We start from the raw sequence: 25,245 nt of genomic DNA, 5'->3' as shown, positions 1-25,245 counted from the left end.
GTAGAAAAAAGCGTCGATCAAATCACGCCGCTAGAGAGCAGGTCGTGCATGTGTAAGGCACCGATCGGGCGCTCGTGTTCATCCACGACCGCCAGCGCCGTGATACGGCTATCTTCCATCAGGCGCACCGCTTCGGCGGCGAGCATGTTGGGCCCTACGCGCTTGCCCGGCCGGGTCATCACTTCATCAACGCTGACGTCGCGAAGATCATGATGCTCGTCGAGGGTGCGGCGCAGATCACCATCGGTATAGACGCCGGCAAGGCGCCCCTGGTCGTCGACCACGCAGGTAAAACCGAGCCCTTGGCGGGTGATCTCTAGCAGCGCATCGCGCAGCGGGCTGCCGAGCGCCACTGTCGGCAGGCGATCGCCGCTGTGCATCAAATCCTTAACGCGCAGAAGCAGGCGCTTGCCGAGACTGCCGCCGGGGTGGGACAGCGCGAAATCCTCGGCGGTGAAGCCGCGCGCTTCCAAAAGCGCCACCGCCAACGCATCGCCCAGCGCAAGGGCGGCGGTGGTCGAACTGGTCGGGGCGAGGTCCAGCGGGCACGCCTCGCGGGCAACGCCGCTGTTTAGATGGGCGTCGGCGTGGGTGCCAAGCGTGGAGTCTGGCCGGCCGGTCATGCTGATCAAGGGCACGCCCAGACGCTTCAAAAGCGGCAGCAATGCCGTGACCTCAGCGGTTTCGCCGGAGTTGGACAGCGCGATGACCACGTCGGCACGAGTAATCATGCCCAAGTCGCCATGGCTGGCCTCGCCTGGGTGGACGAAGAACGCCGGCGTTCCGGTGCTGGCAAGCGTGGCGGCCAGTTTGCCGGCGATATGGCCGGATTTACCCATGCCAGTCACCACGACGCGCCCCTGGCAGGCGAGAATCAGGGCGCAGGCCCGGTCGAAATGTTCGTCCAGTTTTTCCTGGAGCTCGCCAATGGCGGCCTGCTCGATCTGAAGCGTGCGCAGAGCGCTTTCGCGTAAAGCGCCGGGGGTGCCGTGAAACGCGGGCATGAGGGCCTCTTGAGAAAAGATGTCGGGGGCAGCGCTCTAGAATAGCATTTTGCGCTGGCGCACTGGTACGGCCATTTTAACAAGGCGTTAGCGCCTTTGACGTCAAGGATTTGCGCGTTGGCTAAAGCGGCGACAGGTAGCGTTAAGGTACAATGTTCGCTACTATTCGAAAACACTGTTTTTTTAGCAAGCCGGTCCTGATGAGCCCGCGTTCCTGCGTTTGCGGTTAGTTGGTCAGCTATCCGCCCCAAGAGGAGGGTTTATCCACCCATGACTCCCGCGCCCTTCATTGAAATCGACAATCTGCACTTCTCCCGCGGTGACCACGACATCTTTCGCGGCGTGAATCTTCGTATTCCGCACGGTCAGATCACCGCCATCATGGGGCCAAGCGGCACGGGCAAGACAACGCTTTTAAAGCTCATTGGCGGGCAGCTCACCCCTGATCGCGGACGGATTTTGATCGATGGCCAGGACGTGCATCGGCTGTCGCGCAAGGCACTGTTTACACTGCGAAAGCGCATGGGCATGCTGTTTCAAAGCGGGGCGCTGTTTTCGGACCTGAACGTGTTCGAAAACGTTGCGTTTCCGCTAAGAGTTCACACGGACCTGCCGGATGCCATGATTCGCGATCTGGTGCTCATGAAGCTGCAGGCCGTAGGGCTTCGCGGCGCCCGCAATTTAACCCCTGCCGAGCTTTCCGGCGGCATGGCCCGGCGCGTGGCGCTGGCGCGCGCCATTGCACTCGACCCGGAGCTGGTGCTCTATGATGAGCCCTTCGTTGGCCAGGACCCGATTTCGATGGGCGTGCTGGTGCAGCTCATCAAACGGCTCAACGAAGCGCTCGCGCTGACGTCGGTGGTGGTGTCTCACGATATCAAGGAGACGCTGAGCATTGCCGACTACCTTTATTTGATCGCCGACGGCCAGGTCGTGTCCGAGGGCACGCCGGACACCTTCGATAACAGCGAAGACCCGCGGGTGAGCCAGTTCGTTCACGGCCAGCCGGACGGCCCGGTGCCGTTTCACTACCCGGCGCCGGGATTTTATAGCGACATGCTGGGGCAGTCGCACCCCAAAAGGACAGGATGATGCGGTCACTACTAACGCAAGCCAGCCGCCGCATCACGCGCTTCGGCCGCAAGGTGTGCGAAACCGTCGAGGCATTGGGCCGGGCCGGCACGTTTCTCGCCCAGGCAGGCATCGGCGTCCCTTCCAGGGAAGGGTTTTCGTTATGGCTTCGCCAGATGCACTTCGTGGGCGTGCTGTCGCTTGCCATCGTGCTCGTCTCCGGGCTCTTTATCGGCATGGTGCTGGCGCTACAGGGCTATACTATTCTGGTCGATTTCGGCGCCGAGCAGGCGCTGGGGCAGATGGTGGCGCTGTCACTACTGCGCGAACTGGCCCCGGTCGTGGCCGCCTTGCTCTTTGCCGGGCGCGCGGGCTCGGCGTTGACCGCCGAAATTGGCCTGATGAAGGCGACCGAGCAGCTCACCAGCATGGAGATGATCGGCGTCGACCCGCTCAAGCGCGTGGTCGCGCCCAGACTCTGGGCCGGGTTCGTCGCACTGCCCATTCTCACCGTTGGGTTTAGCGTCGTGGGCATTTACGGCGGCTACCTCGTTGGCGTCGAGTGGCTGGGCGTGTTCGAGGGCTCCTACTGGAGCAACATGCAGGCCAGCGTCTCCTTCATCGTCGATGTAGGCAACGGCATGATCAAAAGCCTGGTGTTCGCGCTGGTGGTGACCTGGATCGCGGTGTTCCAGGGGTATGACCTGGTGCCCACCTCCGAGGGGATTTCCCGCGCCACTACCCGCACCGTCGTGTACTCGTCTCTAGCGGTGTTGGGGCTCGATTTTGTACTTACCGCCGTGATGTTCGGCGGCCTTTGATAGCGGAGCACGTTGATGAAACGCAGTAAAACCATGGAATTCGGCGTGGGGCTGTTCATGCTTGCGGGCATTGTCGGGCTGGTGTTCCTGGGCCTTCGGGTCAGCGGGCTGTCGCTGTCAGCGCCGACGCAAACGTTTCAGCTTGAAGCCAACTTTGCCAATATCGGTAGTCTAAAACCGCGGGCCCGCGTCACCATGGCCGGGGTGACCGTCGGCCGGGTCGAATCCATCGATCTCGATACCGACTGGTACGATGCCCGCGTGGTGCTTAGCTTAAACAGCGAGCTGGAAGGCCAGCTCTCCCAGGACTCGACCGCGGCGATCTTGACCGCGGGGCTTCTGGGCGAGCAGTACATTGGGCTTAGCGTCGGCGGCTCCCCGGAGATGCTCGAGGATGGCGGCGTGATCCGCGATACTCAGTCGGCATTGGTGCTCGAGGAGCTCATCCAGCAGTTCGTTTCCAACATGGCGGGCAGCTAACGGCTGAACCGTGCAGGCAGATCAACACTCAAAAGATCGACACTCACAAAGAGGTAAGTGCCATGCAAACGATCCAACATCCGCTCCGTTACTGGCTAACCGCGCTGCTGGCGGCGGTAGTCTTTGCACTTCCGCTGACCGCCAGCGCCCAAAGCCAGTCGCCAGAGGCCATGATTCGTGACAACGTCACAAGCTTCATGTCGCGCCTGGAAGGGCGCAAGGACTACTACGCCAACAACATCGACGAGCTCAAGGACGTCGTCGATGACACCCTCGACGAAGTGGCGGATTTTCGCTATATCGGCGCCAGCGTTATGGGTAGCTACTTCCAGAACGCCACGCCGGATCAGCGCAGCCGCTTCGCCCAGGTGTTTCGTCAAACGCTGATCAACACCTACGCCAAGGGTCTGGTCACCTACGACTATGAAGACCTGCGCGTACTCGACAACCAGCGCGGCCAGCGCTACGACGACCAGGCCAGTGTCGATATGGAAGTCATCGCCACCAACGGCCAAGTCTATCCGGTCAGCTACAGCCTGCGCCTTGCCAACGGCGAATGGAAGGTCGTCAACGTCATCGTCAACGGCATCAACCTGGGGCTGACGTTCCGCAATCAGTTCGATCAGGCGATGCGTCAGCAAAACCGCGACTACGACGCGGTCATTCAAAACTGGGCGCCGGAAGTGGGTGTCGACGAGCTCGAGCGTGGAGGCGATGCGTGAGTCAGCTGTTACAGCACGGCGGCGTCACGCTCAGCCAATCAAGCGAGGAGCTCGTCGTTGAAGGCGACCTGACCATGAGCGTGGCGGCCAGCGTGGCCGCCGCGGGTACGCAGTGGCTCGAAAACGAGGCGACCTCCAGGGTCGCCTTCGATTTTTCCGGCGTACAGATGGCCTCGAGCGTCGCCATCAGCGTGCTGCTCGAATGGCTTCGTACCTGTCGTGAGCGCGAACTCGATGTAGAGCGGATCACGCTTTCCGAGCCTTTGATGCGGCTCGCCGTTCTGGCCGAGCTCGACGAACTGGTGGCTCACCCCCATCACGCGCTGACCGCCTGACCCCGCCCATCGCCAAGCGCGGCGCTTTTCTTTATGATGTCGGCTCCGTTTTTCCACGACCGATTTTCAATTCACCGACGTCCCCAGAGGAGTTTTCTGTCTCATGCAACCCAACGAGGTAAAAGCGCTGCTTGAATCCCGCATCGACGGATGTGACTTTCATATTCAGGGGGAAGGTTGCAACTTTCAGGTAGTTGCCGTGGGGGAGGCCTTCGAAGGGCTTTCGCCGGTCAAGCGCCAGCAGCTGGTGTATCAGGCGCTGAGCGACGAAATCGCCTCCGGCGCGCTGCACGCGATCAGTATCAAAACCTATACTCCGGCGCAGTGGCAAACCGCGCCGGAAAACGCCCAATAAGAGGCGGCGCATGGATAAACTCCTGATTACCGGCAACGGCCGCGCTGATGGCGAAGTGTGGGCGAGCGGCGCGAAAAACGCCGCACTTCCCATTCTTTGCGCCAGTCTTCTTTCGAAAGGGCCGGTCGTGATCGGCAACCTGCCGCACTTGCAGGACATCACTACCACCCTCGAGCTTTTGGGCCGCATGGGCGTCGAGCCGGTGATGGGCGAGCGTTTGAGCATCCAGCTCGACGGCTCCCAGGTCACCGAATGTCACGCGCCTTATGAGCTGGTCAAGAAGATGCGCGCCTCTATTTTGGTGCTCGGCCCGCTGCTTGCCCACTTCGGTCAGGCCGACGTGTCGCTTCCCGGTGGCTGCGCGATCGGCTCGCGCCCGGTGGATCTGCACATTCGCGGGCTGGAGGCGATGGGCGCGAACATCCGCGTCGAAGCCGGCTACATTCGTGCAAGCGTCGATGGCCGTCTTAAAGGCGCGACGATCTACTTCGATACCGTCACCGTCACCGGCACTGAAAACCTGCTCATGGCGGCCACGCTCGCCGAGGGCAAAACGGTGCTGGAAAACGCCGCCCGCGAGCCGGAAGTCGTGGATTTGGCCGAGTGTCTGATCAAAATGGGCGCGAATATCAAGGGTCACGGCACCGATACCATCGTGATCGAAGGAGTCGAGTCGCTTCACGGCTGCGAGCACGACGTCATGCCGGATCGTATCGAAACCGGCACCTTTTTGGTCGCGGCGGCGATGACCGGCGGCCGAGTGAAAGTGACGCGTACGCGGGCCGATATTCTGGAGGCGGTGCTCGCCAAGCTCGAGGAGGCGGGGGCGGATATCACCTGCGGCGAGGACTGGATCGAGCTCGACATGCACGGCAAGCGCCCGAAGGCGGTCAATATTCGCACCGCGCCGTATCCGGCGTTTCCCACCGACATGCAGGCGCAGTTCGTGGCCATGAACGCCGTGGCCGAGGGCCACTCGCGGGTGGTGGAAACCATCTTCGAGAATCGCTTCATGCACGTTCAGGAGCTCAACCGCATGGGCGCGAGCATCGCGCTCGAAGGCAACGCGGCGCTGATCACCGGAGTCGACCGGCTCTCCGGCGCGCCGGTGATGGCGACCGACCTTCGCGCCTCGGCCTCTCTCGTGATTGCGGCAATGATGGCCGAAGGCGAGACGCTGGTGGACCGCATCTACCATATCGACCGCGGCTACGAGTGCATCGAAGAAAAAATGCAGTTGCTGGGGGCGAAGATTCGCCGCATTCCCGGCTAGCCACGCGACCAACCACTGGCCTAAACCATGAGTAAGCAACTGATTCTGGCGCTCTCCAAGGGGCGCATTCTGGAAGAGACGCTGCCGCTTCTGGCCGACGCCGGCATTACGCCGGCGGAGGATCTCGGCAAAAGCCGCAAGCTGTTATTCGATACCAACTTGAGCGATGTCAAGCTGGTCGTCATTCGCGCCACAGATGTGCCTACTTACGTGCAGCTCGGCGCCGCGGATTTGGGTATTGCCGGTAAGGACGTACTGCTCGAGCACGGCGCCGAAGGGCTCTACGAGCCCGTCGATCTCGACATTGCTCGCTGTAAGCTAATGACCGCCGGCGTCACCGGGCAGGCGCCCTTGAAAGCGCGTCGCCGGGTCGCTACCAAGTTCGTCAACGTGGCCAGACGTTACTACGCTGAACAGGGTATTCAGGCCGAGGTGATCAAGCTCTACGGCGCCATGGAGCTTGCGCCGCTGATGAACCTGGCCGACGAGATCGTCGATATCGTCGATACCGGCAACACGCTGCGTGCCAACGGCATGGAGCCGCGGGAACTGATCGCCGAGATCAGCACGCGGCTGGTCGTTAACAAGGCCGCCATGACGATGAAGCACGATCGTATCAAGCCCTTGCTTTCACGGCTGCAGGACGCGGTTTCAAAGCGCCAGGCAGCGTCTGCCCAATCCTGAGAGGTGTTCGATGAGTGACAAAGCGGCCTTGATCAATCGGCTCTCTACCGCCGACGGCACCTTCGATGCAGCGCTCGACGCGCTGCTTGACTGGGAAGGGGTCTCCAACGAAGAGGTCCAGGCGCGGGTAAGCGCCATCCTCGCCGATGTCAAAACCCGCGGCGACCAGGCGGTAATCGAGGCGACCAACCGGTTCGATCGCGTTGACGTTTCGCACATATCCGAGCTGTGCCTTTCGCCTGAGCGGCTCAAGGCCGCTTTCGACGGCCTGCCACCGGATCAGCGCGAGGCGCTCAACGTCGCCGCCGAGCGTATTCGGCGCTACCACGAGCACCAAAAGCCCAGCGGCTGGCAGTATGAAGAGCCGGACGGCACGGTACTGGGCCAAAAGGTGACGCCGCTCGACCGCGCCGGCATCTATGTGCCCGGTGGCAAGGCAGCGTATCCGTCATCGGTACTGATGAACGCTATACCCGCCCACGTAGCGGGTGTTGGCGAGATCGTGATGGTCGTGCCGACGCCGGACGGCGTGCTCAACGAACTGGTGCTGGCGGCGGCGCACCTGGCAGGCGTGGACTACGTCTTCACCATCGGCGGCGCCCAGGCGGTCGCGGCGCTTGCGTTTGGTACCGAAAGCGTGCCGCGGGTCGACAAGATCGTCGGGCCTGGCAATATTTACGTGGCCACCGCCAAGCGCGCGGTGTTTGGTCAGGTTGGGATCGACATGATCGCCGGGCCCTCCGAGATTCTCGTGGTCTCGGACGGGCAGACCGACCCGGAGTGGCTGGCGATGGATTTGTTCTCCCAGGCCGAGCACGACGAGGACGCGCAGGCGATTCTCGTCAGCTGGGACGCCGAGCACCTCGATGCGGTTCAAGCGGCGATCGAGCGGCTGTTGCCAACGCTCGAGCGCGAAGCGATCGTGCGCGAGTCGCTCTCTCGGCGCGGCGCGCTGATTCTGTGTCAAAACGAGCAGGAGGCGCTGACGCTGGTCAACCGCGTTGCCCCCGAGCATCTGGAGCTCTCAATAGCCGAGCCCGAGCGGCTCGTCGAGCACGTGCGCCACGCTGGCGCGATTTTCATGGGCCGCTACACCGCCGAGGCGCTGGGAGACTACTGCGCCGGGCCGAATCACGTGCTGCCCACCTCCGGCACCGCGCGGTTCTCATCGCCTTTGGGCGTGTTCGATTTTCAAAAGCGCTCGTCGATCATCCACTGCTCCGCCGACGGCGCCTCGACGCTGGGGAAAACGGCGTCCGTGCTTGCCCGGGGCGAGTCGCTCACCGCGCACGCCCGCTCGGCGGAATACCGGATTCGTGATTGATCAGCGGTCAGGCTTACCCCGGGAGTTTTGGGCAGCGCCAGGCGCTGCCTTTTACTAGGATTCCCCGCGCCGATCGAGGGTCATTTCGGTAGGCGTGGGGCGCTCGCCCACTTCCAGCGTTAATTCGATGCTCTCGCCGTTGCGTACCACGGTCAGCGGCAGCGAGGTGCCCGGCGCGATCGAGGCGATGTCGCTCATGGTTGCGCGGGCATCCAGAATGGCCTGGTTATCGATGGAGAGCAGCACGTCGCCAGGCTGAAGGCCTGCTTTGGCTGCAGGGCCACCGCTTACCACGCCAGCCACGATCACGCCCTGCGGGGTGCTCAGCCCAAACGACGCCGCCAGCTCCCGCGAAAGCGCCTGTGCTTCGATGCCCAGCCAGCCCCGAATGACCCGCCCGCGCGTTACCAGCTCGTTCAAAATGCTATGGGCCAGATTCGCCGGAATGGCGAAGCCAATGCCTTGGGAACCGCCTGAGCGCGAAAAAATCGCCGTATTGATGCCCACCAACGCGCCTTCGGCGTTGACCAGCGCGCCGCCGGAGTTGCCCGGGTTGATCGCCGCGTCGGTTTGAATGAAATCCTCGTAGGCGTTGAGCCCCAAGTGACTTCGGCCGGTCGCGCTGATGATGCCCATGGTGACCGTTTGGCCCACGCCGAATGGATTGCCGATGGCCAGCGCTACGTCGCCTACGGCGACTTCCTGGGAGTCGCTTAGCTCGATCACTGGCAGGTCATCCAGATCGATACGCAGTACCGCCAGATCGCTTTCCGGATCGGTGCCGACCACGTCGGCCAGAGTTTCGCGCCCGTCGCGCAGTGCCACCTGGATCTGGTCGGCGTCGTTGATGACGTGGTGGTTGGTCAGCACGTAGCCATCCTGGCTAATGATGACCCCGGAGCCCAAGCTCGACAGCATGCGCTGGTGTGCGGTCGGGTCATCGCCGCGGAAAAACTGCTGAAAGAAAGGGTCGGACATCAGTGGGTGCTGATCGCGCTCGACGATACGCGACGAGTAGATGTTGACCACTGCGGGGGCGGCTTGGTCCACCGCGTCGGCGTAGCTTGCCGGGCCCTGGTTGCGATCAAGCGGGCCGGCCTGGCGAATTTCCGGGCGCGGGCGCTCCGGCGCCTCAGTACTGGTCTGCGAGGTCGGCACCATCGCTTGCGGCGGCGCGGGCTCGGGTGTCGATCGAAACGGGTTGGGAAGGTGGTCCGGAAAAAGGAACAGTAAAAACGCCGCCAAAAGGACGCCGGTCACGATAGGCCATATATAGGGCAGCACGTAGCGGTGCATGCGGTACATCCTCAGCCGTTGGCGGTCTCTGGGTCTCGAGGGGAGCCACGTGCCGGTTCGCGGTAACGCGGCGCGGGCTTTACACTATTAGGTTTTGCGGCAACATAACGTTGTGAAACAACATGAAGCTCTGCAATAACCGTTAGAGTAACACTTTTGCCCACCTTCCTCAGTAGCTTAGCTCTAAAAGGAGACGACGTGGTTAATCGCGATCAGCTAGCCAGTGCCCTCGATCATCAGCTCCGCGCCTCGCGCTTCAAGGATTACACCATCAACGGCCTTCAAGTACAGGGGCGAGAGTCCATCACCCGCCTCATGACCGGCGTCACCGCAAGCCTGGCTCTGCTCGACGAGGCCGTGGCCTGGCAGGCGGACGCGGTATTGGTGCATCACGGCTACTTCTGGAAAAACGAGCCGGTGGCGCTGACCGGCATGAAGTACCGGCGCATCAAGACGCTGCTCGATCACGACATCAACCTGCTGGCCTACCACCTGCCGCTGGACGCCCATGTGGAACTTGGTAACAACGCCGAGCTCGCCCGGCGGCTGGGGTGGAAGGTGGAAGGGTGTCTCGACGGCGAGCTGGGCGAGGGGCTCTTGTGGTCCGGCCGGCTACCCGAGTCGCAGTCGATTCAAACACTTGCAGCCAGCGTCGGAGCCGTACTCGCGCGCGCACCTACGGTGATCGAGGCAACGAGCGTGGCGAGTATCGAGCGCATCGCCTGGTGCACCGGCGGCGCCCAGGACATGATCACTCAGGCGTTCGATGCGGGCGCTCAGGCGTTCGTCTCCGGCGAGATTTCCGAGCGCACTACGCATCTGGCTCGGGAAATGGGTATTCACTACCTTGCTGCCGGCCACCACGCCACCGAACGCTACGGCGTCCAAGCGCTCGGCGAGTGGCTGGCTGACGAGTACGGTCTGACTCACCGCTTCGTGGATATCGATAACCCGGCGTGATACCCGCTTGAAACGAAAAAAGCGAGGGCTCGACGCCCTCGCTTTTTTTGCTTTCCCGCGATAAACCGTTAATAGCGTGGCGGCTGATCCACGGCAGGTTCCTTGGGCTTGGCATCTTTCAGGCCATACTCCTCGGAGAGCGTGCCGCCCTTGCCATCGGCGTAGTCGCGTGGCGTTGTTGGGGTCTCTGACGCTTGCGGATTCTTTGGCGTCGCGTCAGCCGGCGTCGGCGCGGCGGGTTTTAAGGGTTTTGCCGGGGCGGCGGGCTTTGTCACTTGGGTGGTCTCATCGAAGGGGGCGGCCGTGGTGTGGGCCAGCTCCCACTGCTCGGTGCCGGCGTCGAGTTTGTCCTCGAGCTCCTCGGTTTGGCTGCGAATCGCATCGAGGCACTGGCGAACTTCGCTGACGTGACGTCCTTGGGCCTTTTTCAGCTCGGCAATCTGGTGTTCACGCTCCAAAAGCGTTTGTTTCAGTGATGCCCGATGGCGTTCTCCTTTGCTCATGAGGCGATAGCACAAAAGGCCGATCAAAAAACCAATGACCAGGCCGATAAGTACGAATAACAAGGGTGAGGTTGCTTCCACAGTTTTCTCCCTAAAACCAGGTTGGATTAGTTCAAGCGCAGTGCTCACGCAAACTTCATTATAGGCGTCTGTAGGCCTTATGGGTCAATGCGCCGATGCGCCAAGGGGGTATCGTGGGTATAATAGGTCGCATTTACAGCGCGTTGCATCGCGAGCTAATCCAATGAGCCGCCTTGCGGCAGTTACGTGACTGCCCGCGCTTCCAATCGGGAGAGTGTTTGAATGTCATCGAAAGCCGCCTCGGCAAAGGTTTCCGCCACGCATCCGCCCACGCCCCTGGCGCGCTACAAAAGCGATCTCGAGCGCGATGATTTTCAGTACGACGCCGCTCAGCAGAACGCGGTCGAGCACCTGCAGCGCCTCTACGACGACCTACTGGCCACACCCTCGACCACGCCCAAGACCGTGGTTGCCAACAAGGGGTTCAAGGCGCGCATGGCCGGGTTCGTCGGCAAGAAGAAAATCCCGAATGAGGCCCCAATGCCGCGGGTCAGCGGACTCTACTTCTGGGGCGGGGTGGGGCGTGGCAAAACCTATCTGGTCGACACCTTCTATGAGGCGCTCCCGTTTTCCGAGAAGATGCGCACCCACTTTCACCGCTTCATGCAGCGGGTACACAACGAGCTCAATCACTACAAGGGCGAGAAGAACCCGCTGGAGCTGATCGCCGGTAAGTTCGCTTCTGAAGCGCGAGTGATCTGCTTTGACGAGTTCTTCGTCAAGGACATCACCGATGCGATGATTCTGGCCAACCTGATGGAGGCGCTGTTCAAGCGCGGCGTCGTGCTGGTGGCGACCTCCAATATCGTGCCGGACGATCTCTACAAGGATGGCCTGCAGCGCGCGCGCTTTCTTCCCGCCATCGATCTGCTCAACCGCCACTGCGAGGTAGTCAACGTCGACTCTGGCGTCGATTACCGCTTGCGCGCGCTACAGCGCGCCGAAATCTTCCATACCCCCTGCGACGAGGCCGCCGAAAAGGAGCTTACGCGAAGCTTCAGGGAGATTGCCGGTCAAGGCGGGGAGGAGGGCGCGCCGCTGGAGGTCAATCATCGCGTGCTCAAAACGCGTCGGCTTTATGAAGGGACGGCCTGGTTCGAGTTCCGTGAGCTTTGCGACGGCCCGCGCAGCCAGAACGACTACATCGAGCTGGCCCGGGAGTTTCATACTGTGCTGGTGTCGAACGTGCCCCAGATGAGCGCTAAAACCGAAGACCAGGCGCGGCGTTTCATCAATATGGTCGACGAATTCTATGATCGCGGGGTGAAGCTTTTGATGTCGGCGGAGGTGGCGGTGGAGTCGCTTTACACCGATGGCAAGCTCGCTTTTGAGTTTCAGCGCACGCTGTCAAGGCTTCAGGAGATGCAGTCTCAGGAGTACCTGGCGCTGGCGCACAAGCCCTGATTCACAAGTTCTGACGCAAAAACCATGATTTATAAGCCCTGCGCGTCCAAGTTGCTGCTCGGATAAAAATTCGCCCGGGCGCTTAACTTGTCGGCACTGCTCGTGTAGAATGCCGCCTCGCTAACCGTTACTGGCCGCGTTTGTCGGGTCGTAACCAAAAAAAATAGGGATGGTGCACGGCCTTTGCGGTCGCGTTACCCAATACACTTTATCTGGTGAATTTCATCCATGAAGACGTTCAGTGCTAAGCCGCAGTCCGTCCAGCGCGACTGGTATGTTGTCGATGCCACGGACAAAACGCTCGGTCGTCTGGCTACCGAAATCGCTCGCCGCCTGCGTGGCAAGCATAAGCCCGAATTCACGCCTCACGTTGATACCGGCGACTACATCGTCGTCATCAACGCCGAGAAGATTCAGGTCACTGGCAAGAAAGCCACTGACAAGAACTACTACCGTCACACCGGTTACCCGGGCGGTCTGCGTTCCATGACCTTCAACCAGCTCAAGGATCATGCGCCGGAGCGCATCATCGAGTTTGCCGTTAAGGGCATGCTGCCGAAAGGTCCGCTGGGTCGTGCCATGCACTCCAAGCTCAAAGTGTACGCGGGAACCGAGCATCCCCACGCCGCCCAACAGCCGCTTGAACTGAACATTTAAGGAAATCTTCGCCATGTCACAGCAATACTACGGTACCGGGCGCCGCAAGACTTCCACCGCTCGTGTGTTCCTCAAGCCGGGTTCCGGCAACATCACCGTTAACAACCGTGCGCTTGACGAGTTCTTTGGTCGCGTTACCGGTCGTATGGTGGTTCGCCAGCCGCTCGAGCTGACCGAAACTCTAAACCAGTTCGACGTCTACGTGACCGTCGAAGGCGGCGGTGGTTCGGCCCAGGCCGGCGCCATTCGTCACGGCATCACCCGCGCGCTGATGGAGTACAACGAAGACTTCCGTCCTGCGCTGCGTGCCGCCGGCTACGTGACTCGCGACGCGCGTCAGGTCGAGCGTAAGAAAGTCGGTCTGCGTAAAGCACGTCGTCGTCCGCAGTTCTCCAAGCGTTAATTTTCTACGCGCTGCGAAGAAAACGCCCAGGCCCTTGGCCTGGGCGTTTTTTGTGTCAGGTCGTTGCGTTGACGCCGTCCGGGCCCAAATCGCGCTGAAAATGTTAAGGTGCCCTGGGCGCTTTGGGATGGCGCGGGTCCGTCTCCCCCAGGTGGGCGCTGGCATGTTATTATTGTCTATTGTTTTGATGCGAGGATGCTTTCATGGGTGTTGTGGCCAAGCGGTCTTCTATGATCTTTTACTCCGGTAATGACGATCATTTTAGCCATCGAGTGCGCATTGTTTTGGCTGAAAAAGGGGTCGCCGTCGATATCGTAGACGTTAGCGACGATCAGCCGGTGCAGGAATTAGCCGATCTCAACCCCTACAACAGCGTACCCACGCTTTTGGATCGCGATCTGGTGTTGTACGAGTCCAAGGTGATGATGGAGTACCTGGACGAGCGTTTCCCGCATCCGCCGCTGCTACCCGTTTACCCGGTTGCTCGCGCCCAGAGCCGTCTCTGGATGCACCGCATCGAGCGTGAGTGGTGCCCGATGCTCGACCAGATTCGCACCGGCGGTAAAAAAGAGGCCGAGAAGGCGCGCAAGGAGCTTCGTGAAAGCCTGATCGGTATCTCCCCGATCTTCGAGGACATGCCTTTTTTCATGAGCGAAGAGTTTACCCTCGTGGACTGCTGCCTCGCGCCGATCCTTTGGCGTTTGCCGGAGCTCAACATCGAGCTTCCCGAAAAGCAGGTCAAGCCGCTGATGGATTACATGGAGCGGGTATTCGAGCGCGATGCGTTCAAGGCCGCCCTGAACGAGCGCGAAAAAGAGATGCGCGCGTAAATGCTTTGGGCCCCGCTCGCGGGGCGTTATTGATACAAGGGGAGTCTTATGAAATCGAGCCGTCCCTATATTGCCCGGGCCCTGTATCAGTGGCTTCTGGACAACGAACTGACCCCGCACCTGGTGGTCGATGCGACCCAGCCAGGCGTCGAGGTGCCGCGTCAGTTCGTGCAAAACGGCCAGATCGTGTTGAACGTCGCCCCAACGGCGGTGCGCGATCTGTTCATGGAGAACGAGGCCATCGGCTTCAGCGCGCGCTTTGGCGGCCAGCCGATGCAGGTCATGGTGCCGATCAACGCGCTGATCGCCATTTACGCCCGTGAAAACGGCGCGGGCATGGTATTTGGCCAGGAGCCGGAGCTCGATAGCGACGATGAGGAGCTCGAAACCTCGGACATCGACGAAAGCGCTGGCCCGCAGCTAAGCGTTACCGGCCCCGCCGACGAAAGTCAGGTCGATGCGCCGGATAAGGAAAAGAAGAAGGAAGAGGGCAAGGCCAAAAAGAAGCCAACGCTTCGCGTCGTCAAATAGCCGGCCTCTTCGCAACGACAAAGCCCCGCACACGAATCGTGTGCGGGGCTTTTTTTTGCGCCGTGTGATCGTGCCGGCGATGTTGGTCGGCAGGGCGCCGATCAATCGATGTAGTCGAATACCTTGACGATGCGCTGGATACCGCTGACGGCTGAGGCCGCGTTGACGATGCGATCCGCTTCCTGACGGGTCACCATGCCCATCAGGTAGACGCTGGCGTTCTCAGTGGTTACCTTGAGCTTCGATGAGTCGATGTGCTCATTGGTGGCCAAATGGCTCACCACGTTGGTAGTCAGCCAGGTATCGGTCAAACGCTGGCTCGCGGGCAGGTTGGCGGCGATCGCCAGCTGATTGTGTACCTGGTTGACGCCGCGCAGGTCGCCGGTCACTTCACCTGCCATGGTGCGCAGCTCTTCGCTCGGCACCTGGCCGACCAGCAGTACCGTGCCGTTATAGCTGTGAGCGCGAATGCGCGCATCGCCCAGGCGAGCATCTGCCTGATCCAGGGCTCGCTCGACCTGACGCTCGATGGTGACGTCGACCGCCTCGACATCGTTGCTGCGCTGGGCATAGTTGGACGGGTTCGACGCCGAGTTGTTGGCACAGCCGGCCAGCAGTACCGCACTGCAGGCGGTGATCAAGCAAAAGGAACGAAGCGCGTTACAAAGGGCCATCGCCAACTCCTGAAAGTGTAAAAAAGTATCGTTTATACGGTGCGCCTAAGCGCCGCCGCCGAATAGCTGCTCATCGATGAGATCGCACAGGCAGTGGATCGCCAGAAGATGTACTTCCTGGATGCGTGCGGTCGAAGTGGCCGGCACGCGGATTTCGCAATCGTCCTGGCCCAAGAGCGAGGCCATGTCGCCACCGTCGCGCCCGGTCAGTGCAACCACCGCCATATCGCGATCATGAGCCGCCTGGATCGCCTGAACGATATTGGCGGAGTTACCGCTGGTTGAAATCGCCAGCAGTATATCGCCAGGCTGGCCCAGCGCCCTAATCTGCTTGGAGAAAACCTCGTTGTAGCTGTAGTCGTTGGCGATCGAGGTGAGCGTCGAGGTATCGGTGGTTAGCGCCAGCGCCGGCAGGCTCGGGCGTTCGCGCTCGAAGCGGTTCAGAAGCTCTGCCGAGAAGTGCTGGCTATCGCCGGCGCTACCGCCGTTGCCACAGGCAAGAATTTTGCCCTCGTTGACCAGGCACTGCACCATCATTTGGCTGGCGACTTCGATGAACGGAGGCAGCACTTCGCTGGCGTAGGTTTTGGTATCAATGCTTGAATTGAAGTGGCTTAAAATGCGGGATTGAAAGTCCATGAGGGCTTCCTGGTGTAAGTCAGTATGCGTCAAACGCCGCCTTCTCCCAGTGAAACTCGAGAGCAGGTGGGTGACCGGTGATCGCTAGAATATCAAAACGACAGGGTGTCGAGACAGCCGTGCGCGCTAAATAGAGCGACGCCGCCCGAATCAGGCGGCGCTGCTTTTGTGGTGTGATGGTTTCGAGCGGATGGCCGCCTCGCGTCGTGGCGCGGTGCTTGACCTCGACGAATACCAGCGTATCGCCATCTCTCATGATCAAATCGAGCTCACCACCCTTGACCTGATAGTTGGCGCTGACGAGTGTCAAGCCCCGCTCTTCGAGCCACCGAGCCGCAAGCTGCTCGGTGGCGGCGCCGCGACGGCGCGCAGTTTGCGGCTTATTCGTCACCCAAAAGTCCTGGCGACAGAATCGGCGCGGGGCGGCCGTTCTGGAAGCGCGCCCAGGGCAGTTCGCGGTGAATACGGCCGTCGCCGGACATCGACAGCGTGCCGGTGCTGCCGTTGAAACCTTGAATGGAGGAAAGGTCCGACAGGTGCGTGGCAAGCTCGTAAGCATCGACGCCCATCGCCTGCAGGCGGAAAAGCGAGGCGTCGGCTTCGCCGTGAAGCGCCTGGTAGCTCGAGTAGAAGGGCAGCGCTTCGGCACCGCCTACCGCGGCGTCCGGAATCTGCCACGGGATATCGACGAACATTACGTCATCGAGGTCCTGGTTCAGGCGCCGCTCTTGGGTGCCTTCGTGCAGATGCGAGGTCGCGTAGATCGGCAGCTTCTGAGCGTAATAGAAGTCCATCATCGGCGGCACCTGGCGCGCGTACTCAGGCAGCGCGAGCAGGAATAGTCCATCGATGTTACCCAACTGAGCGCGACCGCCGCTGACGTTCAGCGCCGTTTCCACCGCGCTCGAGACATCGTTACTCGGGTTATAGCGAACGGCGTTGGGTACTTCACCGCCGAGTTGATGAAACTCGTTCCAGAAGGCCTCGCCCACGCGGCGGCCCCAGTCATTGTCCGGCACCATGACCGCTACCTGGCGGCGGCCGTCCTGGTAGGCGCGCCGCGCCGCTTGGCGGGCTTCGTCTTCAGCGGAAAGGCCGTACTGGAAAAGGCCGGCGGCCTGGTTTTGCGCGCCGCTGCCGTAGTTCAGCGCCAGCGTCGGAAGCGGAACGCTTTGGCGCTGCTCAAGGCGTGTGACGTCTTCCTTGTCCAGCGGGCCGACGATCAGCTGTGCGTTCATTTGCTGGGCGCGGCTATAAAGCTCGTCGGTGGAGTACTGCGAGGAGTCGACGAAGGTCAGCTCGACGCCCTGGCCGCGAACCTTATTGTGCTCACGCATAGCGTTACTGATGGTATCGGCAACGCTACTGAGCGGTCCGGACTGCGGCAGTGCGACCATGATCCGGCGAATGTCCTGACCTTCGAGTGCCGGCAAGCTGGCCTGAACGCGGCCCGGCTCGTCCATTGCCTGGCGGGCCCATTGGGCACGCTCGCGCAGGGTTTGCTGCTCGTTACCCTGCATCGGCAGCTCGTCGTCCAGCACTTGGGTGGCGCGCAGCACGGCGCGCGGGTCGTCTAGCGCTCGGCCGAGCTCGGAAAATAGCAGCGCCCAGCGTACCCGGTCACGCTCGGACAAGCTCGCTTCGTCCACGGCGGCGGCGGCATCGAACGCAGCTTCGCGATCGCCTTGGCCTGCCAAAATGGTGGCAGCTTCTAGCCGGCTTAATGATGCCTGCTCGGGGCCCTGCTGTTCGGCCTGGCTCAACAGCCGCCCGGCGTCTGCGTCGGATATGCGATCGACCCCGCTGGGCTGTTGGATGGCACAGCCGCTGATCAGTAGGGCCGTAAAGGCGGTGGCAAGCAGGCCACGGAGTGAACGTTTCATGTATGCTTCCTTGGTTTTTTCGTTTGCGCTGTTTAAAGCCGAGGACGAGTCCCTTAATCCTTGCACAAGCATAGCGCAGCATCAGCGACAGCTATCAGTCAATTAAGAATAGTCAATCAGGAGCCAATATGAGCTACCAGCCTCCGGGCACATTGTACGTGGTTGCCACGCCAATTGGGAATTTGGAGGACCTGACGCCGCGTGCCGCCCGGATTCTTGAAAGCGTATCGCGCATCGCCGCCGAGGACACCCGGCACAGCGCACGGCTTTTAAGTCACTTGGGGATCAACAAGCCTCTGCTGTCGCTTCATGAGCACAACGAAGCGCACCGGGTGGAGTCGCTGGACGCCTACCTCGAGGCCGGCGAAAGTATCGCCTTGATCAGCGATGCCGGCACGCCCTTGATTAGTGACCCGGGCTTCATTCTGGTAAGAGCGCTGCGTTCGCGCAACCGCCATATCGTTCCCATCCCCGGGGTGTGTGCGCTGACCGCCGCGCTAAGCGGGGCGGGGCTGCCTACTGACCGCTTCACCTTCGCCGGTTTTCTGCCCGCCAAGGCCGGCGCTCGGCGCCAGGTGTTGGAGAGCTACCAAAAACGCGAAGAGACGCTGGTGTTCTACGAATCCCCCCACCGGATAGTAGCGACCCTCGAAGCGCTCGCCGAGCAAATGCCAGAGCGTCCCATCGTGCTGGCCCGTGAGCTGACCAAAACCTTCGAGACCTTCTTGCAGGGGGTGGCATCAGAGCTTCTCGATATTTTGGCCGTGGACCCCAATCAGGCGCGCGGCGAGTTCGTGGTCATGATCGGCGGCGCGCCGGCGGTTCAAAAAGCGAGCGAGCAGAGTATCGACGACGAAACGCTGTTGAAAACGCTGCTCGATGAAGGCGTGGGTGTCAAGCAGGGCGCGGCGATTGCGGCGAACCTTCTGGGCGGGCGCAAGAAAGAGTGGTACGCGCGGCTCCAAATGATGAAACCCGATTCATAAGATAGGTTAGGGCCTTGAAACGCGTAATGAAAACCGAGCATTGAGGCGCGGGCAGGGCGCTGGTATGCTTGCCGCCGGAGTTGGCCAGACAGTCGCCGCTGCGCTTGCGCAGGGGAGGAAAGTCCGGGCTCCATAGGGCAGAGTGCCAGGTAACGCCTGGGCGGCGCGAGCCGACGGAAAGTGCAGCAGAGAGTAGACCGCCTGTCCCTTGTGGACCGGTAAGGGTGAAAGGGTGCGGTAAGAGCGCACCGCGCGCCTGGTAACAGTGCGTGGCAAGGTAAACCCCACTCGGAGCAAGACCAAATAGGGACCCATTGGCGTGGCCCGCGCTGGGTCCGGGTAGGTTGCTTGAGCGCTTTGGCGACAAAGCGCCTAGAGGAATGACTGTCCACGACAGAACCCGGCTTACCGGCCGACTCCCCATTTCCATAAAAGGCCCGCCAGGGCCTTTCAACACAGCGTGCGTAACATGTCCTCTGCAAGCCAGACCGCTTCCGACTTTCGCCACACCAGCGTGTTGCTGGACGGCGCGGTCGATACCCTCGTTCATCAAACCGACGGTGTCTATCTGGACGGTACCTTTGGCCGCGGCGGCCATTCGCGCCTGATTCTTTCACGCCTTGACGAAAACGGCCGGCTGCTGGCCATGGACCGCGACCCTCAGGCGATCGCCGCCGCTGATGATATCGACGACGCACGCTTTTCGATCACCCGGCGCGAGTTCGCGCGCCTGGGCGAGTACGCCAAAGAGCTCGGCCTTCACGGCAAGCTTGCCGGTGTATTACTGGACGTCGGCGTGTCGTCTCCGCAGCTCGATGACCCGGAGCGCGGTTTCAGCTTCATGCGCAACGGCCCGCTCGATATGCGCATGGACCCGACCCAGGGCGAGAGCGCGGCGGATTTTCTGGCGCGCGCAAGCGAGACCGATATCGCCCACGTGTTCAAGACCCTTGGCGAGGAGCGCTTCGGCAAGCGGCTGGCGCGCGCGGTCGTGACCCGCCGCGCGGAAAAACCCTTTACCCACACCCTCGACTTGGCCGAGGTCCTCAAGGCCGCTCATCCCGCCTGGGAGAAAGGGCGCCACCCGGCCACCAAGGCCTTCCAGGGGCTGCGGATCCATTTGAACGGCGAGCTCGATCAGCTCGACGCCGCGCTTGAGGCGGCGCTCGAGGCGCTGGCGCCGGGCGGGCATCTGGTGGTGATCAGCTTTCACTCGCTCGAGGATCGCCGGGTCAAGCGCTTCATTCGCCACCACGTGCGTGGCGATACCGACCTGCCCCGCGGCGTGCCGATTCGTGACGACCAGATCAATCGCCGGCTCGAGGCGCTCAACAAGGGCGTGCGGCCAAGCGAGGACGAAGTGGCGCAGAACCCGCGCGCGCGAAGCGCCGTGATGCGGGCGGCCAAAAAGCGAGGCTAGCCATGCTGGATCGAATTGATTACTGGTGGTCCGTGATGCGCAGCGAGTGGCCGTTCAAGCTGCGCCTGCGCGTGTGGCCGCTAATCATCACTGCGCTGTTTTTGGCCTGTCTGCTGACCGCTCTGGCCGTGGTGGTGACCACCCACATGACGCGAACCCAGTTCGCCCAGCTCCAGCGCCTCGAGCAGGAGAAGAACCAGCTGCAAACCGAGTGGGGCCAGCTGCTGCTCGAAGAGGGCGCCTGGTCGACGCCGGCCCGTGTCGAGCAGATCGCCACCGAGCGTCTTGAAATGCGCATTCCCGATGTAGACGATGTCGAGGTGATTCGGCCATGAATCAACGCCGCCGGGGAGGCTCGTCCCGACAGCACCCCATAGCGCCGCCGCTGGCGGGCGGGCGCTTTCTCTTCATTCTGATTCTGGTAGCCATGGCAGCCTGTGTACTGGTCGGGCGCATTACGCTTTTGCAGGTCATCGACCGGCCCTTTTTGCAAAGCCAGGGCGACGCGCGCACGCTGCGCCACGAAGTCATTCCTTCCCACCGCGGCATGATCACCGACCGAAACGGCGAGCCGCTGGCGATCTCGACGCCCGTAGTGACGCTTTGGGCCAACCCCCAGGAGCTGCCCACGGATGGCATCCAGCGCGTCATGCTCGCCCAGGCGCTAGGGGTGAGCCTCGACGATTTCGAGGCGCGCGTCGAGCGCTACGAAAGCCGCGAATTCATGTATCTGCGCCGCCAGATGACGCCGGAGGCGGCCCAGCGCATTCTCGATCTGCGCACGCCCGGCGTGTATCAGCAGCGCGAGTACAAACGCTACTACCCGGCCGGTGAAGTTGCCGCCCAGCTTCTGGGCGTGACCAACGTTGACGACGTGGGCCAGGAAGGCCTCGAGCTTGCCTACCAACCGTTTTTGGCCGGTCACCCGGGCCAGCGCCGCGTGCTCAACGACCGGCGCGGGCGGCTGGTGCGCGAGCTTGGCGTGATCAGCGACGCCCAGCCCGGCGGCGAACTGACGCTCTCTATCGACCAGCGTATCCAGTATATGGCTTATCGCGAATTGCGTGCGGCGGTGGCGGAGAACGAAGCCGACGGCGGCGTGCTGGTGACCATGGATGTGCGCACCGGCGAAGTGCTGGCAATGGCTAACCTGCCGTCCTACAACCCCAACAACCGCGCCGGCCTCGACCCCCGGGGGCTTCGCAACCAGGCGCTGGTCGACGTGTTCGAGCCCGGCTCTGTGATGAAGCCGCTGGCGATGGCGGCGGTGCTGGAGAGCGGCGTAGTCGATCGTGACGTGGTCATCGACACCTCGCCTGGCTGGATGCGCATCGACCGCTTCACCATTCGCGACGTCAGCAACCACGGCAAGCTCGATTTGGCCGGTATTCTGGAGAAGTCCTCCAACATCGGCATGTCGAAGCTCGCGCTCCAGCTCGACGACACCGCGATCTGGGAAAAATACAACCAGCTCGGCTTTGGCCAGAGCCCGGGCACCGGCTTTCCCGGCGAGTCCACGGGCAGCCTGCCGGCGCCGGTACGCTGGTCGCGCAGCGAGCGTGCCGCGCTCTCCTACGGCTACGGGCTTTCGGCCTCGGCGGTGCAGCTCGCCAGCGCTTATACCGCACTTGCCAACGACGGTGTGCGCATGCCGCCGTCGATTCTGCGCCTTTCCGAGCCGCCCCAGGGCATCCCGGCGATCCAGCCAAGCGTTGCCAACGACCTGCTCGACATTCTGGAAAGCTCCGTTGGGCCCAACTCCGGCGGGCGCCGCGCCCGGGTTGAAGGGTATCGAGTCGGCGGTAAGACCGGCACGGTGCGCAAAACCGGCCAGCAGGGTTACGCCGAAAACGCTTATCGCAGTGTGTTCGCCGGTATTGCGCCGATCTCCGACCCGCGTATCGTCACGGTGGTGATGATCGATCACCCGCGGGCCGGGCAGTTCTACGGTGGCGCGGTCGCCGCGCCGGTATTCTCCAGCGTCACCGGTAACGCCTTGCGCCTGCTCGACGTGCCGCCCGATTACGAAGTGCAATAGCGTGAAGGAGACAAGATGACGTCCAGCCCCGCCCGCCTTTGGGAGGCGTTGACCCTAGGGTGGCCGCCCCAGCAGTTGCCGCCTAAGCTGCCGGTACTTGCCGACGAGTTTTACATCACCAGCGACTCCCGCGCGATTAAAAGCGGCGACGTGTTCGTCGCAGTGCCCGGCAGCGCCCGGGATGGCCGTGAGTTTATCGAGGCGGCGCTCAGCCAAGGCGCGGCGCTGGTGCTCGCCCAGGCCGATGGCCCGAGCGTGCATCTGGAAGGGCAGGTGCTGCATCTTCCGCATCTGGCGCGTCGGCTGGGTGAGTTCGGCCGAACGCTCTTCGCCGTGCCCGGCGGGCTCGACCTCATTGGCGTGACCGGCACCAACGGCAAAAGCTCGGTGACCCACTACATTGCCGCGCTCAGCGAGCAGCTGGATACGCCGGCGGGGGTGATCGGTACGCTCGGCACCGGCCGGCTCGACCGTCTAAACGATAGCGGCCTCACCACGCCGGGGCCGCTGGCACTTCAGCACGCGCTGTCAGAGCTTGCCCAAAGCGGCGCCCGGCGCGTGGCGCTGGAGACCTCGTCCCACGCGCTCGACCAAGGGCGCCTCGACGGCTGTCCGATCAGCGTTGGCGTGTTTACCAACTTGAGCCGCGATCATCTGGATTATCACGGCAGCATGGCCGCCTACGCGGCGTCCAAGGCCAGGCTCTTTCGCCGCTCCGAAATCACCCTCGCCGTGGTCAACGCCGCGGACCCGCTGACCCGGCTCATGCTGGCCGGGCTCGAAAAAGGCGTGCGCGTGCTGGCAGTCGGTGAAGACCAGGCGTGCACGCTGCGCGTCGTTGGCTGGCATCCCCATGCGTTGGGCCAGAACGCGCTGATCGCCACGCCGGAAGGCGAAAAGACGCTCGAACTCGGCCTAATGGGGCGGTTCAACCTCGACAATGTGCTGCTCGCGATCGCCACGCTTTACGGTCTAGGCGAGCCGCTGGCAGCACTCTTCGACGCCGCCGCCAAACTTTCGCCGGTGCCCGGTCGTATGGCGCTGCTCAAGGAGGAGGGCGCCCCGAGCGTGGTCATCGACTACGCCCATACCCCGGATGCCCTCGGCGCCGCCTTAGGCGCGCTTGGCGAGCATCTGGGAGATGCCGGCAAGCTCTGGTGCGTCTTTGGCTGCGGCGGCGAGCGCGATACCGGCAAGCGTGCGGAAATGGCGCGCGTTGCGGAGTCTCTCGCCGATCACTGCGTCATTACCGATGATAACCCGCGCGGCGAGCCGGCCGACACCATCCGCCGGATGATCATCGAAGGCTTTAGCGAGAACGCCTCGTTTCGCGAGGTGGGGGATCGCCGCACCGCCATTTCTGAGGTGGTCGCAAAGGCCGGCCCCCAGGACGTGGTGCTGATCGCCGGTAAAGGGCACGAACCCTATCAGGAAATCGACGGCGTCCGCCACGCCTACCGCGACGATCTCGAGGCGCAAAAGGCGCTGGCCGCTCGGAGCGTGCGCTGATGCAGTGGAGCCCACAGCGAGTTGCCCAGGCGCTCAACGTCTCACTCGCCGATGATTTCCCGGAGTGCTGCTTTTCGAGCGTCACCACCGATACGCGCCAGATCACTCCCGGAGCGCTTTTCGTGGCGCTCAGAGGCGAGCGCTTCGACGGCCATGCCTTCCTGGAGCAGGCGCTCGAGCAGGGCGCCGCGGCGGCGCTGGTCGAAACGCCTATTGAGAGCGCTCTGCCCCAAATCGTCTGTGCTGACACCCGCCTTGCTTTAGGGCTTTTGGGCCGCGCGCAGCGCCAGCGGTTCGCTCATCCGCTGGTGGCCGTGACCGGCAACAGCGGCAAGACCACGGTCAAGGAGATGACCGCGGCGCTGCTCGCCCCACTCGGCCCGGTGCTGGCAACGCAAGGCAATCTGAACAACGACTTCGGCGCGCCGCTGACGCTTCTACGCCTGGCCCCCGAGCATCGGGCGGCGGTGGTGGAGCTTGGCGCCAACCACTTGGGTGAGATCGCCTGGACCAGCCGGCTCGCCGCGCCGGACGTTGCCATTATCACCAACGTGACCGGCGCCCACGTCGGCGAATTTGGCGGTATGGGGCAGATCGCCCAGGCCAAGAGCGAAATTTTGCTCGGGCTTACGCCAGCAGGCGTTGCCGTGCTCAACGCGGAGGATCGTTACTTCGCCACTTGGGCGGCGCTCGCTCCTGGACCGGTGGTGAGCTACGCCGTCGAAGCCGAGGCGGATGTCTGCGCCCGGGCTCTTTCCTGCGACTCGCAAGGGCGGTATGCTTTCACGCTTGTTCAAAACGGCGCGTCGCTAGGCGAAGTGCGGCTCAAGCTTGCCGGCAGGCATAACGTCAGCAACGCCCTGGCCGCCGCCGCCGCTGCGCTTGCCGTGGGCGTGGCGCCCGGGCGCGTTGTTGAGGCGCTGTGCGCTTTCGCGCCGCTAAAAGGGCGGCTCAGCGTGATCGAAGGCCCCAACGGCACGACGCTTCTGGACGACACCTACAACGCCAACCCGGGGGCGATGAAGGTCGCGCTCGAGACGCTCACGCGCTTTCCCGGCCCGCACTGGTTCGCCATGGGGGCAATGGGCGAGCTTGGCGATGAGAGCGAGGCGCTTCACGCCGAGGTCGGCCGCTTCGCACAAGCGCTGGGGGTTGATACGCTGCTGACCTGCGGCGACGCCACGCGGCCAGCGAGCGATGCCTTTGGTCGCGGGCACCACTTCGACGACCACGAGACGCTTGCGCGTCATCTTATTAATACGCTGCCGCCCAACGCCACGCTGCTGGTCAAAGGGTCACGCAGTGCGGGCATGGAACGCGTCATTGCCGCGCTGCTCGGTTGAAACAGGGTAAACGCCGTTC

The 25,245-nt window shown here is 62.4% G+C and carries 28 protein-coding genes and 1 other RNA gene; 22 read left to right on the top strand and 7 right to left on the bottom strand.

The genetic code is table 11. The annotated features are described in order from the left end of the window. Positions 1 to 17: 17 nt before the first annotated feature. Positions 18 to 1,004 (bottom strand): KpsF/GutQ family sugar-phosphate isomerase, encoded by a 987-nt coding sequence (locus tag ACGLWX_RS02190; RefSeq protein ID WP_396236937.1) that lies wholly within the window; start codon positions 1,002 to 1,004, stop codon positions 18 to 20. A gap of 270 nt (positions 1,005 to 1,274) precedes the next feature. On the opposite strand from ACGLWX_RS02190, the gene ACGLWX_RS02185 reads away from it, so the two are divergent. From ACGLWX_RS02185 to hisD, 9 genes are all read left to right on the top strand, one after another. After that, positions 1,275 to 2,096: an ABC transporter ATP-binding protein gene (locus ACGLWX_RS02185; RefSeq protein ID WP_396236935.1), complete on the top strand. Its 822-nt coding sequence runs from the start codon at positions 1,275 to 1,277 to the stop codon at positions 2,094 to 2,096. Further along, positions 2,096 to 2,896, top strand: a complete 801-nt coding sequence (gene mlaE, locus ACGLWX_RS02180; protein ID WP_396236933.1) for a lipid asymmetry maintenance ABC transporter permease subunit MlaE — start codon at positions 2,096 to 2,098, stop codon at positions 2,894 to 2,896. The genes ACGLWX_RS02185 and mlaE overlap by 1 nt, the downstream gene beginning before the upstream one ends. Positions 2,897 to 2,911: 15 nt before the next feature. Further along, positions 2,912 to 3,376, top strand: a complete 465-nt coding sequence (gene mlaD / locus ACGLWX_RS02175; RefSeq protein WP_396236931.1) for an outer membrane lipid asymmetry maintenance protein MlaD — start codon at positions 2,912 to 2,914, stop codon at positions 3,374 to 3,376. Between the two features lie 62 nt (positions 3,377 to 3,438). Next, a complete protein-coding gene (locus ACGLWX_RS02170) occupies positions 3,439 to 4,098 on the top strand; it encodes a phospholipid-binding protein MlaC (protein WP_396236929.1) in 660 nt (219 codons plus the stop codon). Then, complete coding sequence (locus ACGLWX_RS02165; RefSeq protein ID WP_396236927.1) at positions 4,095 to 4,433, top strand: lipid asymmetry maintenance protein MlaB; 339 nt, start codon at positions 4,095 to 4,097, stop codon at positions 4,431 to 4,433. Before ACGLWX_RS02170 ends, ACGLWX_RS02165 begins: the two co-directional genes overlap by 4 nt. A gap of 103 nt (positions 4,434 to 4,536) precedes the next feature. After that, positions 4,537 to 4,788 carry a BolA family protein gene (locus tag ACGLWX_RS02160; protein WP_263584305.1) on the top strand — a complete coding sequence of 84 codons (252 nt, stop codon included), beginning with the start codon at positions 4,537 to 4,539 and terminating at the stop codon, positions 4,786 to 4,788. A gap of 10 nt (positions 4,789 to 4,798) precedes the next feature. Beyond that, positions 4,799 to 6,061, top strand: a complete 1,263-nt coding sequence (gene murA, locus ACGLWX_RS02155) for a UDP-N-acetylglucosamine 1-carboxyvinyltransferase (RefSeq protein ID WP_396236925.1) — start codon at positions 4,799 to 4,801, stop codon at positions 6,059 to 6,061. Between the two features lie 27 nt (positions 6,062 to 6,088). Then, positions 6,089 to 6,745, top strand: a complete 657-nt coding sequence (gene hisG / locus ACGLWX_RS02150; protein WP_252107526.1) for an ATP phosphoribosyltransferase — start codon at positions 6,089 to 6,091, stop codon at positions 6,743 to 6,745. Positions 6,746 to 6,755: 10 nt separating this feature from the next. Then, on the top strand, positions 6,756 to 8,069 hold the full coding sequence (gene hisD, locus ACGLWX_RS02145) for a histidinol dehydrogenase (RefSeq protein ID WP_396236923.1): 1,314 nt from the start codon (positions 6,756 to 6,758) through the stop codon (positions 8,067 to 8,069). Between the two features lie 54 nt (positions 8,070 to 8,123). Here the strand turns inward: hisD and ACGLWX_RS02140 are convergent, their stop codons facing one another. After that, positions 8,124 to 9,365 carry a S1C family serine protease gene (locus ACGLWX_RS02140; RefSeq protein WP_396236921.1) on the bottom strand — a complete coding sequence of 414 codons (1,242 nt, stop codon included), beginning with the start codon at positions 9,363 to 9,365 and terminating at the stop codon, positions 8,124 to 8,126. A 198-nt stretch (positions 9,366 to 9,563) separates the two neighbouring features. On the opposite strand from ACGLWX_RS02140, the gene ACGLWX_RS02135 reads away from it, so the two are divergent. Next, positions 9,564 to 10,325, top strand: coding sequence for a Nif3-like dinuclear metal center hexameric protein (locus ACGLWX_RS02135; RefSeq protein ID WP_396236919.1), 762 nt, complete (start codon positions 9,564 to 9,566; stop codon positions 10,323 to 10,325). A gap of 68 nt (positions 10,326 to 10,393) precedes the next feature. Here ACGLWX_RS02135 and ACGLWX_RS02130 read toward each other — a convergent pair whose 3' ends face one another. Further along, positions 10,394 to 10,909: a ZapG family protein gene (locus tag ACGLWX_RS02130; RefSeq protein WP_396236918.1), complete on the bottom strand. Its 516-nt coding sequence runs from the start codon at positions 10,907 to 10,909 to the stop codon at positions 10,394 to 10,396. 222 nt (positions 10,910 to 11,131) lie between these two features. On the opposite strand from ACGLWX_RS02130, the gene zapE reads away from it, so the two are divergent. From zapE to ACGLWX_RS02105, 5 genes are all read left to right on the top strand, one after another. Continuing rightward, positions 11,132 to 12,313 (top strand): cell division protein ZapE, encoded by a 1,182-nt coding sequence (zapE, locus tag ACGLWX_RS02125; protein ID WP_396236916.1) that lies wholly within the window; start codon positions 11,132 to 11,134, stop codon positions 12,311 to 12,313. A gap of 228 nt (positions 12,314 to 12,541) precedes the next feature. After that, positions 12,542 to 12,970, top strand: coding sequence for a 50S ribosomal protein L13 (gene rplM, locus ACGLWX_RS02120; protein ID WP_252107532.1), 429 nt, complete (start codon positions 12,542 to 12,544; stop codon positions 12,968 to 12,970). Positions 12,971 to 12,983: 13 nt separating this feature from the next. Further along, a complete protein-coding gene (rpsI, locus tag ACGLWX_RS02115) occupies positions 12,984 to 13,373 on the top strand; it encodes a 30S ribosomal protein S9 (RefSeq protein WP_252107534.1) in 390 nt (129 codons plus the stop codon). 203 nt (positions 13,374 to 13,576) lie between these two features. Further along, the gene (sspA, locus tag ACGLWX_RS02110; RefSeq protein WP_252107536.1) at positions 13,577 to 14,203 is read left to right on the top strand and encodes a stringent starvation protein SspA; all 627 of its coding nucleotides are present in this window, start codon (positions 13,577 to 13,579) and stop codon (positions 14,201 to 14,203) included. 48 nt (positions 14,204 to 14,251) lie between these two features. Then, on the top strand, positions 14,252 to 14,734 hold the full coding sequence (locus ACGLWX_RS02105; RefSeq protein ID WP_252107537.1) for a ClpXP protease specificity-enhancing factor: 483 nt from the start codon (positions 14,252 to 14,254) through the stop codon (positions 14,732 to 14,734). A 101-nt stretch (positions 14,735 to 14,835) separates the two neighbouring features. On the opposite strand, the gene ACGLWX_RS02100 is transcribed toward ACGLWX_RS02105, so the two are convergent. Genes ACGLWX_RS02100 through ACGLWX_RS02085 form a run of 4 tightly spaced genes read right to left on the bottom strand, consistent with a single transcriptional unit; the run spans position 14,836 to position 17,930 of the window. Next, positions 14,836 to 15,408, bottom strand: a complete 573-nt coding sequence (locus ACGLWX_RS02100) for a BON domain-containing protein (protein ID WP_396236914.1) — start codon at positions 15,406 to 15,408, stop codon at positions 14,836 to 14,838. 45 nt (positions 15,409 to 15,453) lie between these two features. Beyond that, positions 15,454 to 16,047 (bottom strand): phosphoheptose isomerase, encoded by a 594-nt coding sequence (locus ACGLWX_RS02095; RefSeq protein ID WP_252107541.1) that lies wholly within the window; start codon positions 16,045 to 16,047, stop codon positions 15,454 to 15,456. A gap of 19 nt (positions 16,048 to 16,066) precedes the next feature. Then, entirely contained in the window at positions 16,067 to 16,438 is a 372-nt protein-coding gene (locus tag ACGLWX_RS02090; protein ID WP_396236912.1) for a YraN family protein, read from the bottom strand. Then, positions 16,428 to 17,930, bottom strand: a complete 1,503-nt coding sequence (locus ACGLWX_RS02085) for a penicillin-binding protein activator (RefSeq protein ID WP_396236910.1) — start codon at positions 17,928 to 17,930, stop codon at positions 16,428 to 16,430. The genes ACGLWX_RS02090 and ACGLWX_RS02085 overlap by 11 nt, the downstream gene beginning before the upstream one ends. Before the next feature lie 128 nt (positions 17,931 to 18,058). On the opposite strand from ACGLWX_RS02085, the gene rsmI reads away from it, so the two are divergent. The 7 genes from rsmI (at position 18,059) to murF (ending at position 25,226) form a co-directional block, all read left to right on the top strand. Further along, positions 18,059 to 18,916, top strand: a complete 858-nt coding sequence (gene rsmI / locus ACGLWX_RS02080; protein WP_396236908.1) for a 16S rRNA (cytidine(1402)-2'-O)-methyltransferase — start codon at positions 18,059 to 18,061, stop codon at positions 18,914 to 18,916. Between the two features lie 76 nt (positions 18,917 to 18,992). After that, positions 18,993 to 19,340: RNase P RNA component class A (gene rnpB, locus ACGLWX_RS02075), an RNA gene on the top strand. 45 nt (positions 19,341 to 19,385) lie between these two features. Then, on the top strand, positions 19,386 to 20,336 hold the full coding sequence (rsmH, locus tag ACGLWX_RS02070; RefSeq protein WP_396236906.1) for a 16S rRNA (cytosine(1402)-N(4))-methyltransferase RsmH: 951 nt from the start codon (positions 19,386 to 19,388) through the stop codon (positions 20,334 to 20,336). A 2-nt stretch (positions 20,337 to 20,338) separates the two neighbouring features. After that, the gene (gene ftsL, locus ACGLWX_RS02065; protein WP_252107555.1) at positions 20,339 to 20,671 is read left to right on the top strand and encodes a cell division protein FtsL; all 333 of its coding nucleotides are present in this window, start codon (positions 20,339 to 20,341) and stop codon (positions 20,669 to 20,671) included. Next, positions 20,668 to 22,374 (top strand): peptidoglycan D,D-transpeptidase FtsI family protein, encoded by a 1,707-nt coding sequence (locus ACGLWX_RS02060; protein ID WP_396236904.1) that lies wholly within the window; start codon positions 20,668 to 20,670, stop codon positions 22,372 to 22,374. Before ftsL ends, ACGLWX_RS02060 begins: the two co-directional genes overlap by 4 nt. A 15-nt stretch (positions 22,375 to 22,389) precedes the next feature. After that, positions 22,390 to 23,883: a UDP-N-acetylmuramoyl-L-alanyl-D-glutamate--2,6-diaminopimelate ligase gene (locus ACGLWX_RS02055; RefSeq protein WP_396236902.1), complete on the top strand. Its 1,494-nt coding sequence runs from the start codon at positions 22,390 to 22,392 to the stop codon at positions 23,881 to 23,883. After that, complete coding sequence (gene murF / locus ACGLWX_RS02050) at positions 23,883 to 25,226, top strand: UDP-N-acetylmuramoyl-tripeptide--D-alanyl-D-alanine ligase (protein WP_396236900.1); 1,344 nt, start codon at positions 23,883 to 23,885, stop codon at positions 25,224 to 25,226. The genes ACGLWX_RS02055 and murF overlap by 1 nt, the downstream gene beginning before the upstream one ends. Positions 25,227 to 25,245 lie beyond the last annotated feature (19 nt).

The sequence above is a fragment of the Halomonas sp. HMF6819 genome, from assembly GCF_044335525.1.
Taxonomy (GTDB): domain Bacteria; phylum Pseudomonadota; class Gammaproteobacteria; order Pseudomonadales; family Halomonadaceae; genus Vreelandella.
The sequence above is the reverse complement of the archived record's forward strand: the minus strand, read 5'-3'. Positions and strand labels throughout refer to the sequence as shown.

Coding starts and splice junctions, on each gene's coding strand:
- hisD (WP_396236923.1), top strand. CDS start 6,756: ATGAGTGACAAAGCGGCCTTGATCAATCGGCTCTCTACCGCCGACGGC.
- mlaD (WP_396236931.1), top strand. CDS start 2,912: ATGAAACGCAGTAAAACCATGGAATTCGGCGTGGGGCTGTTCATGCTT.
- rplM (WP_252107532.1), top strand. CDS start 12,542: ATGAAGACGTTCAGTGCTAAGCCGCAGTCCGTCCAGCGCGACTGGTAT.
- ftsL (WP_252107555.1), top strand. CDS start 20,339: ATGCTGGATCGAATTGATTACTGGTGGTCCGTGATGCGCAGCGAGTGG.
- ACGLWX_RS02185 (WP_396236935.1), top strand. CDS start 1,275: ATGACTCCCGCGCCCTTCATTGAAATCGACAATCTGCACTTCTCCCGC.
- ACGLWX_RS02100 (WP_396236914.1), bottom strand. CDS start 15,408: ATGGCCCTTTGTAACGCGCTTCGTTCCTTTTGCTTGATCACCGCCTGC.
- murF (WP_396236900.1), top strand. CDS start 23,883: ATGCAGTGGAGCCCACAGCGAGTTGCCCAGGCGCTCAACGTCTCACTC.
- ACGLWX_RS02105 (WP_252107537.1), top strand. CDS start 14,252: ATGAAATCGAGCCGTCCCTATATTGCCCGGGCCCTGTATCAGTGGCTT.
- ACGLWX_RS02190 (WP_396236937.1), bottom strand. CDS start 1,004: ATGCCCGCGTTTCACGGCACCCCCGGCGCTTTACGCGAAAGCGCTCTG.
- ACGLWX_RS02160 (WP_263584305.1), top strand. CDS start 4,537: ATGCAACCCAACGAGGTAAAAGCGCTGCTTGAATCCCGCATCGACGGA.
- ACGLWX_RS02095 (WP_252107541.1), bottom strand. CDS start 16,047: ATGGACTTTCAATCCCGCATTTTAAGCCACTTCAATTCAAGCATTGAT.
- ACGLWX_RS02085 (WP_396236910.1), bottom strand. CDS start 17,930: ATGAAACGTTCACTCCGTGGCCTGCTTGCCACCGCCTTTACGGCCCTA.
- ACGLWX_RS02055 (WP_396236902.1), top strand. CDS start 22,390: ATGACGTCCAGCCCCGCCCGCCTTTGGGAGGCGTTGACCCTAGGGTGG.
- ACGLWX_RS02140 (WP_396236921.1), bottom strand. CDS start 9,365: ATGCACCGCTACGTGCTGCCCTATATATGGCCTATCGTGACCGGCGTC.
- rpsI (WP_252107534.1), top strand. CDS start 12,984: ATGTCACAGCAATACTACGGTACCGGGCGCCGCAAGACTTCCACCGCT.
- rsmH (WP_396236906.1), top strand. CDS start 19,386: ATGTCCTCTGCAAGCCAGACCGCTTCCGACTTTCGCCACACCAGCGTG.
- ACGLWX_RS02170 (WP_396236929.1), top strand. CDS start 3,439: ATGCAAACGATCCAACATCCGCTCCGTTACTGGCTAACCGCGCTGCTG.
- mlaE (WP_396236933.1), top strand. CDS start 2,096: ATGCGGTCACTACTAACGCAAGCCAGCCGCCGCATCACGCGCTTCGGC.
- hisG (WP_252107526.1), top strand. CDS start 6,089: ATGAGTAAGCAACTGATTCTGGCGCTCTCCAAGGGGCGCATTCTGGAA.
- zapE (WP_396236916.1), top strand. CDS start 11,132: ATGTCATCGAAAGCCGCCTCGGCAAAGGTTTCCGCCACGCATCCGCCC.
- ACGLWX_RS02060 (WP_396236904.1), top strand. CDS start 20,668: ATGAATCAACGCCGCCGGGGAGGCTCGTCCCGACAGCACCCCATAGCG.
- rsmI (WP_396236908.1), top strand. CDS start 18,059: ATGAGCTACCAGCCTCCGGGCACATTGTACGTGGTTGCCACGCCAATT.
- murA (WP_396236925.1), top strand. CDS start 4,799: ATGGATAAACTCCTGATTACCGGCAACGGCCGCGCTGATGGCGAAGTG.
- sspA (WP_252107536.1), top strand. CDS start 13,577: ATGGGTGTTGTGGCCAAGCGGTCTTCTATGATCTTTTACTCCGGTAAT.